This is a genomic window from Paludibacter sp., assembly GCF_009712605.1.
Classification (GTDB): domain Bacteria; phylum Bacteroidota; class Bacteroidia; order Bacteroidales; family Paludibacteraceae; genus Microbacter.
Genome location: NZ_WASO01000001.1, coordinates 603,517 through 620,213, shown reverse-complemented (window position 1 = coordinate 620,213; position 16,697 = coordinate 603,517). Strand labels below are relative to the sequence as shown.

At 44.1% G+C, this 16,697-nt stretch carries 13 protein-coding genes; 3 read left to right on the top strand and 10 right to left on the bottom strand.

The genetic code is table 11. The annotated features are described in order from the left end of the window. Positions 1-27 precede the first annotated feature (27 nt). The 3 genes from F8N35_RS02290 to F8N35_RS02280 all read left to right on the top strand — a co-directional run bounded on the left by F8N35_RS02290 (position 28) and on the right by F8N35_RS02280 (position 5,622). The gene (locus F8N35_RS02290; protein ID WP_293049730.1) at positions 28-2,049 is read left to right on the top strand and encodes an alpha/beta hydrolase-fold protein; all 2,022 of its coding nucleotides are present in this window, start codon (positions 28-30) and stop codon (positions 2,047-2,049) included. A 123-nt stretch (positions 2,050-2,172) separates the two neighbouring features. Continuing rightward, positions 2,173-4,017 (top strand): glycoside hydrolase family 13 protein, encoded by a 1,845-nt coding sequence (locus F8N35_RS02285; RefSeq protein WP_293049729.1) that lies wholly within the window; start codon positions 2,173-2,175, stop codon positions 4,015-4,017. Between the two features lie 177 nt (positions 4,018-4,194). After that, positions 4,195-5,622 carry a transglutaminase domain-containing protein gene (locus F8N35_RS02280; protein WP_293049728.1) on the top strand — a complete coding sequence of 476 codons (1,428 nt, stop codon included), beginning with the start codon at positions 4,195-4,197 and terminating at the stop codon, positions 5,620-5,622. A 64-nt stretch (positions 5,623-5,686) separates the two neighbouring features. On the opposite strand, the gene F8N35_RS02275 is transcribed toward F8N35_RS02280, so the two are convergent. The 10 genes from F8N35_RS02275 to F8N35_RS02230 form a co-directional block, all read right to left on the bottom strand. Beyond that, the gene (locus F8N35_RS02275) at positions 5,687-5,899 is read right to left on the bottom strand and encodes a hypothetical protein (protein ID WP_068701117.1); all 213 of its coding nucleotides are present in this window, start codon (positions 5,897-5,899) and stop codon (positions 5,687-5,689) included. Positions 5,900-6,175: 276 nt separating this feature from the next. After that, positions 6,176-6,652, bottom strand: a complete 477-nt coding sequence (locus F8N35_RS02270) for a DUF2147 domain-containing protein (protein ID WP_293049727.1) — start codon at positions 6,650-6,652, stop codon at positions 6,176-6,178. A 39-nt stretch (positions 6,653-6,691) separates the two neighbouring features. Next, positions 6,692-7,942, bottom strand: a complete 1,251-nt coding sequence (locus F8N35_RS02265) for an Nramp family divalent metal transporter (protein WP_293049726.1) — start codon at positions 7,940-7,942, stop codon at positions 6,692-6,694. 114 nt (positions 7,943-8,056) lie between these two features. Further along, positions 8,057-9,331 (bottom strand): CBS domain-containing protein, encoded by a 1,275-nt coding sequence (locus F8N35_RS02260; RefSeq protein ID WP_293049725.1) that lies wholly within the window; start codon positions 9,329-9,331, stop codon positions 8,057-8,059. 364 nt (positions 9,332-9,695) lie between these two features. After that, positions 9,696-11,057: a protoporphyrinogen oxidase gene (gene hemG, locus F8N35_RS02255; protein WP_293049724.1), complete on the bottom strand. Its 1,362-nt coding sequence runs from the start codon at positions 11,055-11,057 to the stop codon at positions 9,696-9,698. Continuing rightward, positions 11,057-12,433: an oxygen-independent coproporphyrinogen III oxidase gene (hemN, locus tag F8N35_RS02250; RefSeq protein ID WP_293049723.1), complete on the bottom strand. Its 1,377-nt coding sequence runs from the start codon at positions 12,431-12,433 to the stop codon at positions 11,057-11,059. Before hemN ends, hemG begins: the two co-directional genes overlap by 1 nt. Before the next feature lie 4 nt (positions 12,434-12,437). Continuing rightward, positions 12,438-13,469 carry a uroporphyrinogen decarboxylase gene (gene hemE, locus F8N35_RS02245; RefSeq protein WP_293049722.1) on the bottom strand — a complete coding sequence of 344 codons (1,032 nt, stop codon included), beginning with the start codon at positions 13,467-13,469 and terminating at the stop codon, positions 12,438-12,440. 143 nt (positions 13,470-13,612) lie between these two features. Further along, complete coding sequence (gene hemL, locus F8N35_RS02240) at positions 13,613-14,905, bottom strand: glutamate-1-semialdehyde 2,1-aminomutase (protein WP_293049721.1); 1,293 nt, start codon at positions 14,903-14,905, stop codon at positions 13,613-13,615. A 14-nt stretch (positions 14,906-14,919) separates the two neighbouring features. Then, positions 14,920-15,903, bottom strand: coding sequence for a porphobilinogen synthase (hemB, locus tag F8N35_RS02235; protein WP_293049720.1), 984 nt, complete (start codon positions 15,901-15,903; stop codon positions 14,920-14,922). A 31-nt stretch (positions 15,904-15,934) separates the two neighbouring features. After that, positions 15,935-16,690, bottom strand: coding sequence for a uroporphyrinogen-III synthase (locus tag F8N35_RS02230; protein WP_293049719.1), 756 nt, complete (start codon positions 16,688-16,690; stop codon positions 15,935-15,937). Between the last annotated feature and the right edge of the window lie 7 nt (positions 16,691-16,697).

The window sequence follows — 16,697 nt, the reverse complement described above, 5'->3', positions numbered from 1 at the left end:
AACTTTTTTACCAGCCCAACTAACACAATGAAAACTAAACTTATCTTTTTGATTTGCCTTCTTTATTGTTGCATCTCAGAAATGACTGCTCAAAAGTCGTTTACTGAAGAACAAAAATATTTAAGACAGAATGCAACACAGCCCACCGACTACATTATCCAAAAATTTTCCACTTACGATCTGGTATTATTGGGTGAAAATCATGCCATAAAAGAGAATCTCGATTTCGTTGCCGGTCTGATACCGCATTTATACAAAGCCGGAATTTATAATCTATGCATGGAGTTCGGTGCCGCCGAAATGCAGTCGAGACTCGATTCTCTCATCAATGCTCCCCGTTACGACGAACAAATTGCGCGTGAGATGATCTATTTCTACAATGTAGGGTGGGCTTATAAAGAGTATGCTGACATCTATAAAGCAGCGTGGAAATTCAACAAAGAGTTACCCTCCAACGCTCGCAAATTCAGAATTATCAATCTCAGCTATCAATATGACTGGAGTAAGTACAGCCCCGACCAGAGTCCGGAAACCATGCAAAAAGTCTTTCACAAAGGAGTACCCGATAAATTCAGAGCCGAAAGAATTGATAATGAGATAATCAACAAGCATGAAAAAGCACTTATATTTGTAGGTAGTGTCCATGCATTCACTAAATTTAAAATGGCTGTACCCTATTCCACAACAGTATTATCCATGAATAGCGACGACTTCCGGTACAAACACGACTTCATTTACTATGACGATGGATTTCTGGGCAACCGATTACTGAGAAAATATCCGAACAAAACCTTCAATATTCTGCTCCACTGTGCACTGTTCAGCATCCCGGGCGAAAAGACATCGGATGTTTCTCCTGCCAACGGACAAATAGAGCAAATAATGAAATTAATGAATTACAAGCCTATGGGATTCGATCTGGGGAACTCACCTATTGGAAGGCTTCAGGATTCAAGCACCTACAGCCAGGGCTATCCCGGCTTCACGATCGGGCAGATGTTTGACGGCTATATTTTTCTGAAACCGTTCGATCAAATGACCGGTTGTACGGTAGATTCTCTTTTCTTCAACAACAAGAAATGGGAAGAGGTGCAGAAACAGATTCCTGACCCGAACTGGTTTGTCCCTAAGAGTTTGCAGGAATTCAAGGACAAAATCAAACGGTATGTCACCATGCGACAGCGTTACAAAGACGTCATAGATCCATCCATACCCAAAGTGAGCTCTGGCAGATTGATCCGACTAAGCAATTTTGACTCCCGCCACGTACAGCCGCGCAATATTGACGTTTGGTTACCTGAAAACTACGATGAATCAAGACGCTATTCTGTTCTATACATGCACGATGGACAAATGCTTTTCGACTCCACTATCACATGGAATCACCAGGCATGGGACGCAGACAAGCACCTCAGCAAGCTAATGAAAGGAAAACAGGCTAAAGAATGCATCATCGTAGGGATTTGGAATAACGGCAAATTGCGACATAGCGAATACCTGCCGGAAAAAGCAATTCAATACCTGCCCGCTGCCATTAAAGATTCTCTTTTAAAAGAGACTTTGGCGGGAAAACCACAAGCTGATAATTACCTGCAATTTATTGTTGAAGAGCTGAAACCCTATATCGACAGCACTTTCTCTACTCGACCCGACCAACAGAATACCTATATTGCAGGCTCCAGCATGGGTGGATTAATCTCGATGTACGCAATGTGCGAATATCCGCAGGTTTTTGGCGTAGCTGCATGCCTATCGACTCACTGGATTGGAGATTTCAATATAAAAAACGAAGTGTTCCCCAGAGCCTTTATCGAATATATGCGAAACAAATTGCCTTCACCGAAAAATCACAAATTCTATTTCGACTTCGGCACAATAGGCTTAGACAGCAATTATCCGGCACATCAGAAAAAAGTCGATTCCATTATGAAACAAAAAGGATATCGCAAAAGTATCTGGATTACCCGAAAATGCGAAGGGGCCGATCATTCTGAAATATCGTGGAACCAACGCCTCGATATACCACTACTATTCTTGCTAAAAAAATAAACCAACCGATTTAATATTATTTCAAATGAAATGAGCATGATTCATGGAATTGCCAGTCAAAATGATGATTTTCCAATCATGCGAATTCCATGTGGCCTTAATTTAACAATAAAAAATAAACACATGAAAAAATCAATTGTTCTACTGCTTACATTCATTTCCCTCAGCCTCTGCGCTCAGGTTGAACGTGTCGAACCTGCTTTTTGGTGGGTTGGCATGAAAAATCCGAAACTCCAACTGTTGATTCACGGGAAAGACATTTCCAAAAATCAGGTTTCAATCAATTATCCCGGAGTTAAAATCGCCAAAGTAAACAAGGTTGAAAATCCTAATTACCTTTTTGTCGATCTGACTATCGACTCAAAAGCAACCAAAGCAGGCAAATTCGATATTAATTTCAAACAAAACGGAAGAACCGAAGCGACTTACACATATGAACTAAAAAACCGCAAAGCAGGCTCGGCAAACCGGCAGGGCTTCACCTCCTCCGATGTAGTCTACCTGCTAATGCCCGACCGTTTTGCCAATGGTGATCCTTATAACGACAATGTGGATTCGCAACCCGAGAAAGCCAACCGCACCATCGACTACGGTCGTCATGGCGGAGACATCAAAGGCATACAGGATCATCTCGATTACATCAAACAACTGGGAGCAACAGCCATTTGGAGCACTCCTCTGCTTGAAAATAACTATACCCAATACACCTATCACGGCTATGCCATTAGCGATTTTTACAAAATTGATCCCCGTTACGGCAGCAACGACGATTTTGCTAAGCTGGTAGCCGCAGGGCATCAGAAAGGTCTGAAAACCATTATGGATATGGTCTCTAACCATGGGGGAATCGGGGCCTGGTGGATGAAAGACCTGCCGATGACAGACTGGATTCACCAGTGGCCAACCTTCACCAGAACCAACCACAAAGCCATCACAACCAAAGACATACACACCGCGCAATGCGATTTAAAACTGGATCAGGAAGGATGGTTCGACACCACCATGCCCGACATGAATCAAAACAACCCCTATTTCTGGACATATTATATTCAAAATAATATCTGGTGGATCGAATTTGCCGATCTGGACGGCATTCGCATGGATACGTATCCGTACAACGACCGCTACGCCATGGCAAAATGGGCTAAAGCTATTCTCGAAGAATACCCACACTTCAACCTAGTGGGCGAAACATGGCAGCATAGTTCGGAAGACATTGCTTTTTGGCAAAAAGATGCAGTCAACTCGCTACACTACAATTCCTACCTGCCTACTCCGATGGATTTTGTAATGAATGATGCTCTTTCAACCTGTTTCAACGAGCAAGGCAATGGCTGGAATGAACAAGGGATGAACAAATTGTACAACACCATTGCTAAAGATTATCTTTTTGCCAATCCGAATAACCTTTTCATTTTTGCAGAAAATCACGATACTCAACGCTACAACAACACTCTGAAAGGAGATCTTGATAAATACAAGATGGCAATGTCATTCCTGATGACCACCAGAGGAATCCCCCAAATATATTATGGCACCGAAATAGGAATGACCGGCGACAAAAACAAAGGCGATGGCGATATCCGTCGTGATTTTCCCGGAGGATGGGCAGGTGACAGCATCAATGCGTTTATTCCGCAAGGAAGAACCGAATTTCAGAAAAGCTACTTCGATTTCACATCAAAGCTGCTTAACTGGCGCAAAAACAAGGAGGTTATACATACAGGAAAACTTTTGCATTATGTTCCCGAGAACGATATTTATGTATATTTCCGCTATAACGACAAAGAAACCATCATGGTTATACTTAATAATAACGACAGCGAACAAACTCTGAAGACAGATCGGTTTGTTGAAGGGATTAAAAACCACAAAGAAGGAACAGACGTGATTACAGGAAAATCCTACACGCTGGCACCTGACCTTAAACTGCAAAAGAAATCTGCCTTAATTCTTGAACTAAAATAAGAGACGAACACTTATTATTTCACGAAACGCAGCAAATCATTACGGATTGCTGCGTTTCCCATTTTAAGTTTACACTTCAGGAATATCCCCGTTGTCTGCAAAATTTCATGTAACTTTGCAAAGCGAATTGAAAACCTATTCCACACCTACTTTCATTTCTGTTGATTAGCTATGTTGATGATGAATAAAAAGCTCTTATTTTCACTCTTATTTTGCTGCATTACAACCGGATTCTTATTTGCGAACAAATCCGATTTTACGAAAGCGGCACACTATTTCAATTATGGAGAATATTCCGAATTGAAACATTTCTCCGATTCTATACGATACGCAAATCCGACTAACGAAGACACTAATAAAATTGATTCTTTGCGCGAAATTGCCTCTCGGACACAATTGGATTTCAGTTTATCGGAACCAAAAGCCGAAGCGCAGATCAGGACTAAAATCGGCAGTTTCACCCTGAGCGACAAGAAACATTGGGAGGAAAACAATTGGCTGGAATACAAAATTATAGATGGTCAAAAACGGTACTTCAACCGTGCTGTAAGCAATCTAAAATTACGGCTTAACCAATACAACGACAGCGTAAATCAAAGATCAACACCTATAGATTCGATTAAAGCTTTCAGATTAAGACAAATTGGTCATACCATTGCACAAACCTCACAACCGGGAGCACTTTCGTCTCCGGTTCATTTCACACTCACATATACCGTTTCTGTCAAACCCGATGTTGTCCCGGCCGGAGAAACAATACGTTGCTGGCTGCCTTTTCCCAAAGAAAACCGACCCCGTCAAAGCAATGTACTTCTACTGGAAGCGTCGAAAAAAGATTACAAAATTGCTCCCGACTCGACAGGACATCGCTCCATATACATGGAAAAGAAAGCCGTCGCCAACAAGCCCACTGAGTTCAGGATCAAAGTGTCTTATACCGGATCCGCCCAATATTTTGACTTAACCAAAACAAGGATTGCCCCCTACAAAAAGAGATCCGAGCTATATCAAAAATACACTGCACAACAAGGTCGGCACATTCTTTTCACCTCTCATATCAAATCTTTGGCCGACAAGATTGTGGGCAAAGAAAAACGACCCGAAAAGATTGTACAGAAATTGTATGAATGGATTGACGGACACATCATTTGGTCCGGCGCGCTGGAATATTCCACCATGGACAACATTCCCGAGTATGTACTGCAACATCGCCGCGGTGACTGTGGTATGCAAACGCTTTTATTCATGACAATGGCGCGCTACAAAGGCATTCCTGTGAAGTGGCAAAGCGGATGGATGTTGCATCCCAATGAAGTAAATCTGCATGATTGGTGTGAAGTCTATTACGAAGGAGTCGGATGGGTTCCTTTGGACATGTCATTTGGGTTACAACCCAGCCATAATCACTCGGTGCGCTACTTCTATATGAGTGGCATGGACGCTTACAGATTGATTGTCAACGATGAAATCAGTGCTCCATTCAACCCCGAAAAGAAATTTATGAGAAGTGAGCCTGTTGATTTCCAAAGAGGAGAAGTAGAATGGCAAGGAGGAAATCTTTATTTCGACAAGTGGGACTATCACATGGACGTCGATTACCAATAACAGAAAAGCCGGAACATGATTTTTCATTAATTCCGGCTTATTTTTTTATATCATATCAGAACCGCTATGGTTTTTTCAGTTTTTTATCCTCCTGAACAGTAGCAAATATTGAGAATACGGTAAAAATTGCAACAGCAGAAGCAGCCCCGACTATTAAATTCAATTTATCTTCCGGCTTATCTAATGGAAGAACAAAAAAGATTATCAACGCACAGATGCCTAAGATACCAAATGCGAGTGCGATCTTCGATATTATTTTCCCTTTGACCGTTTTCATTTTCTCTGATTTTAGGTGTTAGTAAATTGCTCTTTCCATATCGGCCATAGCCTATCTCATCAGCAAAGCATAAAGCTTGTATATCCTACAATATGCCATTAACGGACATTGTTGTTTATCAATCAGAACACTACAAATATAAAGTGAAAAAGTGCATTTGATTCAACTGAGCAAGAAAATTCAGAAGAACTTTTCAACAACACACATTCGCACAAAAAAAGCGACAAATCTGAATGACCAGAATTTGTCGCTTAAGTATGTTTATTGGTGAACTATCTACCTTGAAGTAGTTTCTTTTGTCCAATATGCTGTCTTCCCCAGCCCCATCCAGGACGAACCGATAAATCCTCTGATTTTTAACTTTGAAGCGCTCTCGAATTTCATAAAACAGTTATACGTTTTCCCATTTGCCGGGTTATAAATCGACCCTTCGCTCCATTCGTCTTTCGATGCATTATATACAAAATTCTTCAACATCTGAAGACCTAAAATTGGCTTGGCTTGCAATTGCTTATCCGGGTTTTTAGCATCCAGTTTCTGCTTTCCGTTATCAGTCGGAACTTTCAGCCAAACTATCTGACCGTAATATTTTCCGTTAGCAGCCTTGAAAATCTGCACCTGTGATTTTTCCTTACCAGTTTCATCATCGTAAGTAAGGTAGTATCCAACAATCCGATCTGCTTTTGATTGAGCCAACATTGAAGAAGACAGAGACAGAAACAAGACGAACGCCGTAATATATAGTTTGCTCATATTCAATAATTTGCTTGTTATTTCAACACAAAGATACAATTATTTATTAATCATCGGCATAATCAGCAACAACAATGACAAACCGATGAGAATTCCAACTGTTATCCAGCCTATTGCGTTCACCACCGGTTTATTGGTATGCTCGCCCATAATTTTTTTCTTATTCACCAGCAAAATCATGCAGATAAGAACAACCGGCAATAGGATCGCATTAATTACCTGCGACCAAAGGGAAATGCCGATCAATGGAGCATTTGGCCATAATATAATGCCTGCTGCCAAAATAAGAATCACAGTATAGAGAGTGTAAAACTCCTGCGCTTCATTCCATTTTTTATCGATACCGGCTTCAAAACCAAAGGCTTCGCAAACATAAAATGCAGTAGCAAGCGGAAGAATGGTTGCCGAAAAGATAGATGCGATAAAGAGTCCGAAAGCAAACAGTTGAGAAGCAAATTCGCCTGCCAGAGGTTTCAGAGCCATAGCTGCATCTTTGGCCTCATTAATTACCACGTTGTTGACATGCAGCGTAGATGCACAAGCCACGATGATAAAGAAAGCCACCACCACCGTTGCAATGCAACCGATCACAATGTCTGCCAACACGTATTTATACTGCGTAATTTTCAGTCCTTTTTCTATTACGGTAGACTGCATATAAAATTGCATCCAGGGAGCAATGGTAGTACCGACAATGCCCAACACCATAGTGAGTGTCTGATTATCGGCTTTCATCTCCGGGTGAGCTATAGAGTGACCGATAGTTCCCCAATGCGGATGACCCAAAATAGCCGAAACCACATAGGTTAAAAGAGAGACACTAAAGATCAGGAAAATCCGTTCGGCAATGGTGTAGGTACCTTTCACTACCAGTATCCACACAATAGCCGCCACCAGCGGTACCGAAATATATTTACTTACGCCAAATACTTCGAGACTACCGGCAACTCCGGCAAATTCGGTGGTAGTATTACCGATATCAGCCAGTAGCAATCCCATGAAAATAAAGAAGGTAATTTTCACACCGGCATTTTCGCGAATGAGCGTAGCCAGTCCTTTACCCGTAACGATTCCCATGCGGGCATTCATTTCCTGAATAACCACTAACACTATGAACGAAGGAATCAGTGTCCATAAAAGGTTATAACCATACACAGCGCCGGCGACCGAATAAGTAGTAATACCCCCCGCATCGTTATCGACGCTGCCGGTAATCAATCCCGGCCCGAGGACTGCCAAAAACAATCCTATCTTTTTGTATAAGTTCTGATTATATTTTTTGAAAACCATGAGTACACAATTTGAAGATGTGGAAATTTGAGAATTTGAAAATAAGGCGTTGGAGTGACAAATTATCCATCTCATCGCAGATTGATAAATTGTCAATTATCAACTGTCAATTGATCAGGTTGTTCTCCGTTTGCCGAGCAAGTCGTCGATAATATCATCGACAACCACCATACCTTCAAGCTCGTTTTTATCATTGGTGACTGGAATGGCCAGCATGTTGTACTTGGACACCAGTTCCGAAAGAGAATCGAGCTTGTCGTAGTCGTTAACACAATTGAGGTTATCATCCATCACATCTTCCAGACGGGCGGCCGGATCGGAGATAAGCAAATCACGCATCGTAATTGTTCCTACCAGCTCGTTTTTCTTGTCCAACACAAAGAGTCCATAAAGCGACTCCATGTCAGGCTCTTCTTTACGAATAAAATCGAGCACTTCGGCTATTGTTTGATCTTCGGTGAAAGTGAGTACATCGGTAGTCATAATACTACCCACCGTACTATCCGGATATTCGAGCAAGTCGCGCACCTCTTCTGAAGCTTCAGGCTCCATCTCATGCAGCAACTGTTCGGCTTTTTCGTCTTCCAGATAATCCATCAGATCGGCAGCCTCGTTAGCCGGCATCTTTTCAAGTACGTCGGCAGCTTTTTCTACCGGAAGACTCTCGATGATGTGAATCTGTTCTTTCACCTCGAGTTCTTCCAATACGTCAGCAGCCTGCTCTTCGTCTAAAGAAGAGAAAAGAGTAGTTTTAGACGTGCGGCTCAAGTCTTCAATAATATCGGCAAGGTCGGAAGGGTGAAGCGTATTGAGCTTGGAACGCGATTTAGAAAGCTGAATACTAAGAGTACTCAAATCAATAGCTTCCACATCGTCCCAGAGAATAAACTTGGAAGGGATACGACCATTAAAAGGCAGCAAAATATACTTGATTACCTGATCGATGCCGATCCGGCGAAGCAAACCTTCTGTGCCCACATCTACGGCCACGACGTAGACTCCGGCCGGAATGGCAACCATACGAATATCATTGACCCGAACCAGTTTACGGCCGGTAATATCCACGATTTGCTTATCAAGAATACTGTCTTTCAACAGAATTGCATCCGAAAACTGATCGGATTGCACGTAAATCATTGACTGACATTGTACCTTGTAGCGTATCCCAAATTTTACAATTTGCAGGTCGTTGAGAATGGCATCTTTCTTTTTGCCATCCACTTTCACGGTAAACCCAACTACCTGAGGGCGTTGTGATTCGTCGCTATCGGGATCAACAACCGGAACGCGTACATATACGTCAGTGATTTTGCCCAAAACATTTTCACGGGCATCGAAAATTGTACAGCCTATTAAGCGGCTGAGATAAAATGTTGTTAAAGAAGTCATGAAACCCTCCTTCTTTGTGCGGTGTCGAAGGAAGGCATGAACCGGCCTTCCCGCTAATCGCAGGTTAATACTTTTGTACTATTCGCCGGACCATCATCCATAATTGGTGAGTTTTAAAATTTCGTTGCAAAGGTAATTCTTTTTCTTTCAGAAGGTTTCCCGTTTTGTTTTTTTGTGACATTACAGACTTACTATTTCTTTCATCTGTTTTTCAATACATTACAAACCAAAAACAGTTCCTCTCAATATTAATAAAATAGCAAATTGGTATTTTTCATGCAAATACAAAAGAAAAATCCATCGGAAATCAGACCTCATAGCCATCCCGATGGATTTTTTCTTTCAAATTGACAGCTCACGCATTTTACAACATTTCTGCTATCGTTTTTCCTTGTTTAATGCGATCGGCCATGCCGATACCATTACGGAGGTTCCCTGCCAGAATGAGACCTGAATACTGCGCTTCGATTTGTTCGATTGCCTCAAAGCGCTCTTTGCTGTCGGCCCGGTATTGCGGAATGGCGTGCGAATGACGCATAATTTTGAAAAGATCAGGATTGAAATCATCAAGCTCCAGCAGGTCTTTGGCTTCGCGTGCCACCAGTTCGCGGATCGCGTTATCATCCAGATCGCACAACTCCTGACGGCGTACGCCTCCGATAAAGATGGTAACCAACGCTCCCTCTTTCGGTGCTCGGTTTTCAAACAACGTCGACATGAACATGATGCCGAGAATGTCGCGTTTCTCGCAGAACGGGATCAATGCGCCAAAAGCATCGAGGGGACGACCTTTCCACTGTTTGAAACCAAGCGCCACTTCTACAACCCGTGTGTAATGCAGGTTTTTGATTTTATCGACCTGCTGAGCCGGTAAAAATGGAAAAAGTTCCGGCAAAGCGTAAGCACCTGCGGTACTAACCACTTGTTTTGCCTGTATTTCAACGGGATCACCTCCGGCATTAGTTGCTTTCAGGAGATAACCGTCGTCGTTCTTTTCTACGGTAATGTTTTGTAATCCAAGCAAAATTCGTTCTTTACCGATTGAAGTTTGAAGGGCTTCCATAAAATTGGACAATCCTCCTTTCACGGAAAAGATCTTCTTGGTCGCCTTCTTCATCTCGGGATCTTTCGGCTCTCGCATCTTTTTTACAGATCCTCCGATAAAGCTGCCGTAATTCTGTTCTAAGTTGTAAAGTTTCGGCAGAGCATATTTAGTCACCAATTGGGCAGGATCTCCTGCATAAACTCCCATAACAAAAGGATCGACGGCATAATTCAAAAAAGATTTCCCCATGCGGCGTTTTACCATTTCGGCAAGCGTTTCTTCGGGATTGGTACCCGGCTTGCGGAACGGTTCGCCCAACAGACGGAATTTATCGAACCAGGTGAACAAAGGGGTAGTAACTCCTCCGACCAAACCCGAAGGCAGCGCAACCCATTTGCCTTTTTTGAGCACATAACGTTTCTTAGCCGATTCGTCAGCCACCTCGTAGGTCATCTTATCTTTCAGGTCTTCAAAAAGATCGGCCACCTCTGGATGAGAAATCACACCGGTATTAGGTCCTGTTTCGTAAACAAAGCCATCTTCTTTTACCGTATTGATCACACCACCGACATGATTCTGTGTTTCGACTACTATAAAGTTCCGATTCTTTTTTGCCAGATGGTGAGCGCAGGTAAGTCCTGTAAGTCCGGCGCCAATTACAATTATATCAGTCTGTTGCATTATATCGTTTTTGAATAAGTATTTTCTTTTACAGAAAGCTGCGGGTCGAAAGTCATGGCAATATTGCGGACTACCAAAGAACCGTCGTCGTGAATGCGAAGCTGATTGCCCTGAATTTCCAGAAGCGAATCCTCAATGAAAGGCGTTAATTTGGCTGCATCATATCCGACAACCTGCTTGATGGTTTCAACATCCGTTTTGTAGGTCTGAGCTACCGCTTCGAAATCGAGGAAGAGGTTACACATCACCTCTTCGATCACGGTGCGGATAATCTTTTCGTTTTCCGTCAGCTGATATCCTCTTTCCAACGCCAAGCCGCTATTGTTCACACTTTCGATGTATGTTTCAATGACTTTCGTATTTTGGTAATAACCATTTTCCAACTGGGTGATAGCCGAAGAGCCGAAACCGTAAACCTGACCGGTGGTTTCGCGGGTGCAATATCCCTGGAAATTACGGTGCAGTTTTTTGTTTACGAGCGCTTTCGTCAGTTCATCTTCCGGTTTGGCATAATGATCCATACCGATGGGAACATAACCGTTCTCGGTCAGCAAATCGTAGGCCATTTCCATCAGCGCCAGCTTTTCAGAAGCGTTGGGAATACCTGTTTTTTCAAGCACTTTCTGAGCACTTTTCACCCAGGGAACATGTGCGTAGGAAAAGGTTACCAGGCGGTCGGGACTGATTTCAATCGCTTTTTCGATGCTTTTACGGAAACTATCTACCGTTTGTCCCGGCAGCCCGTAAATCAGATCAAGATTGACGCTGTCGAAACCGTTTTGTTTCATTCGGGCAACCAGCTCCTCCACCGGATATTTTGACGGTTCACGGTTAACGATCTTCAAAACATTTGCATCAAAATCCTGAATTCCAAGACTCAGCCGATTGAATCCGAAAGAAGCCAGGCGATCGATATCTTCCAATTCCAGATAAGCCGGACTGCACTCCATGGCAATTTCGGGATGTGCTTCGAACGTAAAGTTAGCCCGAAACAAATCCATCACCTCCTGCACCATTTCCATCGGAATAGAGTTGGGCGTTCCCCCACCCCAATGCACCTGCGACACCTTCCGGTTTTTGTCGATCAGGCCGGCCACCTGTTCAATTTCTTTTTTGACGGCATCAATATACCTGCGAAACAGATCTTGGTCTCTGCTTCCCGAAGTAGTGCAACCGCAAAAATGACACAGTCGCGGGCAAAACGGAATATGCACATAAAGCGAGATATTTTGGGGTAGCTCGCTATTCGACTGCACAATAGCCTGTTGATACTCCGCATTGCCAATGTTGGTATGGAAGTAATTGGCAGGCGGATAGCTCGTATAACGAGGCCCCGCCTGATTGTATTTCAGAAGTAAATCTTTACGTATCTGCATGATGTTAATCTCTTTTCCAGTCGGCCGACTTGATCCAGTCAACTACAAATTTGGCATTTTCGAAGGGAGTGTTCGGCAGTACGCCGTGCCCGAGATTGAAAATCCATTTGTGCTCTTTACTGCCGAATGTAAGGTATTTTTCCAGTTCGCGACTGATGGCGGATTGATCGGCAGCCAAAACACGGGGATCCAGATTGCCCTGAACGCCGATTTGCTCTCCAACCATCTCCTTCGCGTCTTCGATCGACATCTGCCAATCGACACTTACAAAATCGAATCCTTCGTTTTTCAATATTTTCATCCCGTTGCCCAATCCTTTCGGGAAAAAGATAACGGGCGTACCGGTAGCCTGAACCGCCTTCAGAATTTTCCGTACGTATGGCAAAACCACCTCGTTGTAAAGCGGATAAGGCAACATGCCGGCGTGGGTATCGAATAGTTGAAATGCACTGATGCCGTGCTTCACCTGATTCAACGCATACTCGATTGAAAGATTAGTGATGGCCGAAAGCAATTTTTCGGTTGTCGCCCGGTCGCGATAAATCATGTCGGCAGCAGCCGGAAACTGGTGGTTGGAACTGATGCCCTGCACCATGTAAAATAGCGTGGTGAGCGGAGCACCGCAAAAACCGATCAATGGTGTATCGGCAGGACGGATGGCCATTATCACGTCAATAGCGTCGTACACATGCTGTAACTTAGATGGATCGGCATACAAAGACGACACCGGGTCTTTCACATCTTTCAAAGGCGTTTCGAAACGTGGCCCATGATCGGTAAATTCCAGTTTCATGCCCATTGCTTCGGGAATGACCAGAATATCGGAGAACAAAATGGCTGCATCCACACCCAAACGATGAACCGGTTGAAGCGTGACCTGAGCGGCCAACTCCGGAGTGTTCATCAATTCGTGAAAACTGTATTTCTCCCTCATCTTCAGGTACTCGGGAATAACTCTCCCCGCCTGACGCATAAACCACACCGGTGGACGTTCACGCTTTATGCCGTGGATTGTATCTAAGAAAATATTGGACATATTGCAGAATAGTTGCTTTGATAATGAATAATTTGTAAACAGTTAATGCCTTCGTTGAATTGGAGTGAATTGTACGCTAAGACGCCATGACGCTAAAAAACTCTCATTTTTCTTCGCGACTTCGCGACTTTGCGTAAAAGCAACTACACCAGCTCCTTCATTGCTTCAAGGCTGGCCGCAATACAGCAATCGATATCTTCGTCGCTATGTGCCTGAGAAATAAACATGGCCTCGAATTGTGACGGCGCCTGATAGATTCCGCTATCGAGCGAAGTCTTGAAATAGTCGGCATATTTCTTCGTATCCGAAGTCATTGCTTCGTCGAATGAGGTCACCTGAGCACTATCCGTAAAGAAGAGCGTCATCAGCGAACCTACCCGATTAACAATACCTTTGACGCCCGTTTTCTCCAGATTGGCTTTCAGACCTTCTTCCAGACGTTTGGCTTTGCGTTCCAGTTCGTCGTAAAAGCCCGGAGTTTCGTTCAACGTTTTCAGCATGGCAAGACCGGCCGCCATTGCCAACGGATTTCCAGACAGAGTTCCAGCCTGATAAACCGGTCCGTTGGGAGCCAGCATATCCATAATCTCTCTCTTGCCTCCATAAGCACCTACCGGCAGACCGCCACCGATAATTTTGCCCAGCGTGGTCAGATCGGGAGTGACGCCGAAATATTCCTGCGCACCGCCTTTTGCCAAACGAAAACCGGTGATCACTTCATCGAAAATAAGTACAGCGCCGTATTGAGTGGTCAACTTGCGGAGACCTTCGAGAAATTCCTTTGCCGGAGGAACGACACCCATATTACCGGCAACCGGCTCCACAATCACAGCAGCAATATCGTTGCCCTGTTCCACGAAAAGCTTTTCAACAGAAGCAAGGTCGTTGTAAGTAGCCACCAGCGTATCCTGAGCAATGGCAGCTGTCACGCCCGGGCTGTCGGGCAAACCCAGCGTAATGGCACCAGAACCGGCTTTTATCAAAAAGCTGTCGGCATGACCGTGATAATTACCGGCAAACTTGATGATTTTGTTGCGTTGAGTATAGCCGCGAGCCAGACGCAAAGCGCTCATGGTAGCTTCCGTCCCCGAATTGACCATCCGCACTTTTTCAACGGAAGGAACCATTTTTACAATCAGTTCCGCCATTTCGGTTTCGAGTAACGTCGGTGCCCCGAAACTGGTACCTTTCTGTGCCGTTTTGGTGATGGCCTCCAGAATGGTTTCGTTGGCATGACCGAGAATCAGCGGTCCCCACGACGATACGAAGTCGATGTATTCGTTGCCGTCGATATCTTTGATGCGACATCCTTTGGCGCTTTCAATGATGACCGGATTGATGCCGACACTTTTGAAAGCCCGTACAGGAGAGTTAACCCCTCCGGGAATTACCTCCTTCGCCTTAGCAAAAGCCGCTGTACTTTTTTCGTAGTTCATTGAATATCGGTGAATTATTTGTTTTCGCGTTTCAGAATTTCGGCCATTTGAGCCGCATGGTAAGTGATGATGATGTCGGCACCTGCTCTTTTGATAGAGGTAAGAATCTCTTTTACAATACGTTCTTCATCAATCCAACCGTTAGCAGCAGCTGCTTTTACCATCGAAAATTCGCCGCTCACATTATAAGCCACGATAGGCATATTGAACGTATCTTTCACACGACGAATCACATCAAGATAACTCAATGCCGGTTTTACCATCACCATGTCGGCGCCTTCGATGATGTCCTGTTCCACTTCGCGCAAAGCCTCGTTCGAGTTAGCCGGATCCATCTGATAGGTGGCACGGTTACCGAATTTCGGAGCGCTTTCGGCAGCTTCGCGGAAAGGTCCGTAAAAAGCAGAAGCATATTTGGCGGAGTAAGCCATGATGGGCACATTGTAAAAACCGTTTTTATCCAGCTCTTCACGAATTTTACCCACACGTCCGTCCATCATATCGCTCGGAGCAATAATGTCGGCGCCCGCTTCGGCCAATGAAACCGACTGTTTGGCCAGCGTTTCGAGGGTCAAATCGTTATGAACGTCGCCATCGACAATGGTCCCGCAGTGACCATGAGTGGTATACTCGCAATTGCAAACATCAGCCACAATCATAATGTCGCTGATCTCGGCCTTGATAGCACGAATGGCCTGTTGAACAATTCCGTTGTGTTCGCAGGCAACCAGTCCGTGCTCATCCTTGTGCTCGGGAATACCGAACAACAATACGGATTTAATGCCCAAAGCCACCAGTTTTTTACACTCTTCCACCAGCAAATCGACAGAGAGTTGAGAGTTACCCGGCATAGATGTAATCGGATTGCTTACATTTTTACCCGGGCATACAAACAGCGGCATGATCAGATCATCCACCGACACTTTGGTTTCGCGAACCATATTACGGATTATTTCAGTACGTCTCATTCTTCTGAGGCGTGTTTGCGGAAAGGCCATAATTTCTTTGTTTTTAATGTTCTCAATATCGTTAAAGCTGTCGTTCGGCAGCAAAATAATTTTCAATCGCGGTTATCAGGCCTGTTTTGCCCGACGTGGTTGCTTCGACACAGGGATGAATACCGGCTTCAAGCAAGGCTTTCGTGGTAGAAGGTCCGATAGAGGCGGCTTTCACGCAGTTCAAATCAATTTTATTTTGAGTGTGATGCACAAAACTCTTTACACCCGAAGGACTGGTAAACAAAATCAGGTCGTACTTTCCAGCGGCAATGCGTTGCACTGTTTTTTTAGAAACCTCGGTTACAAACTGCGTGTGATACACATCCAGACGTTCCGCCGTCACTAACTCATTCAAGCGGTTTTGCAAAACATCAGGAGCCAGGTTTCCGGTAACAATCAGCACCTTGTCTGCTTTCTGAAGCAACGGAATCAGATCATCGAGTAGCTCTGCACCGGTATTTCCCTGATTGACCAGATCCGCCGAATATCCCTGCTGTTCCAACGCTTCGGCGGTTCGAAGTCCGTAAGCTGCTATCCTGAAAGGCAATTTTTCCGGCTTGGAGAGTTGGTCAAAAAAGCCGTCCACTCCGTTTTTACTGGTAAAAATCAGCCATTGAAAAGCTCCGTCTTGCATTATTCGATTTAGTAAAACCTTATCGATTGCAATCGGTGTAATTTCAATCAGCGGCATCGGCACAACCGTGGCATTCAGTTGGCACAAAGCTTCGGCAATCTGATCGTCGGAAGCTTCCGGCCTGGTGTTGATGATAATCTTCCCGTTCAGCATCCGTCCG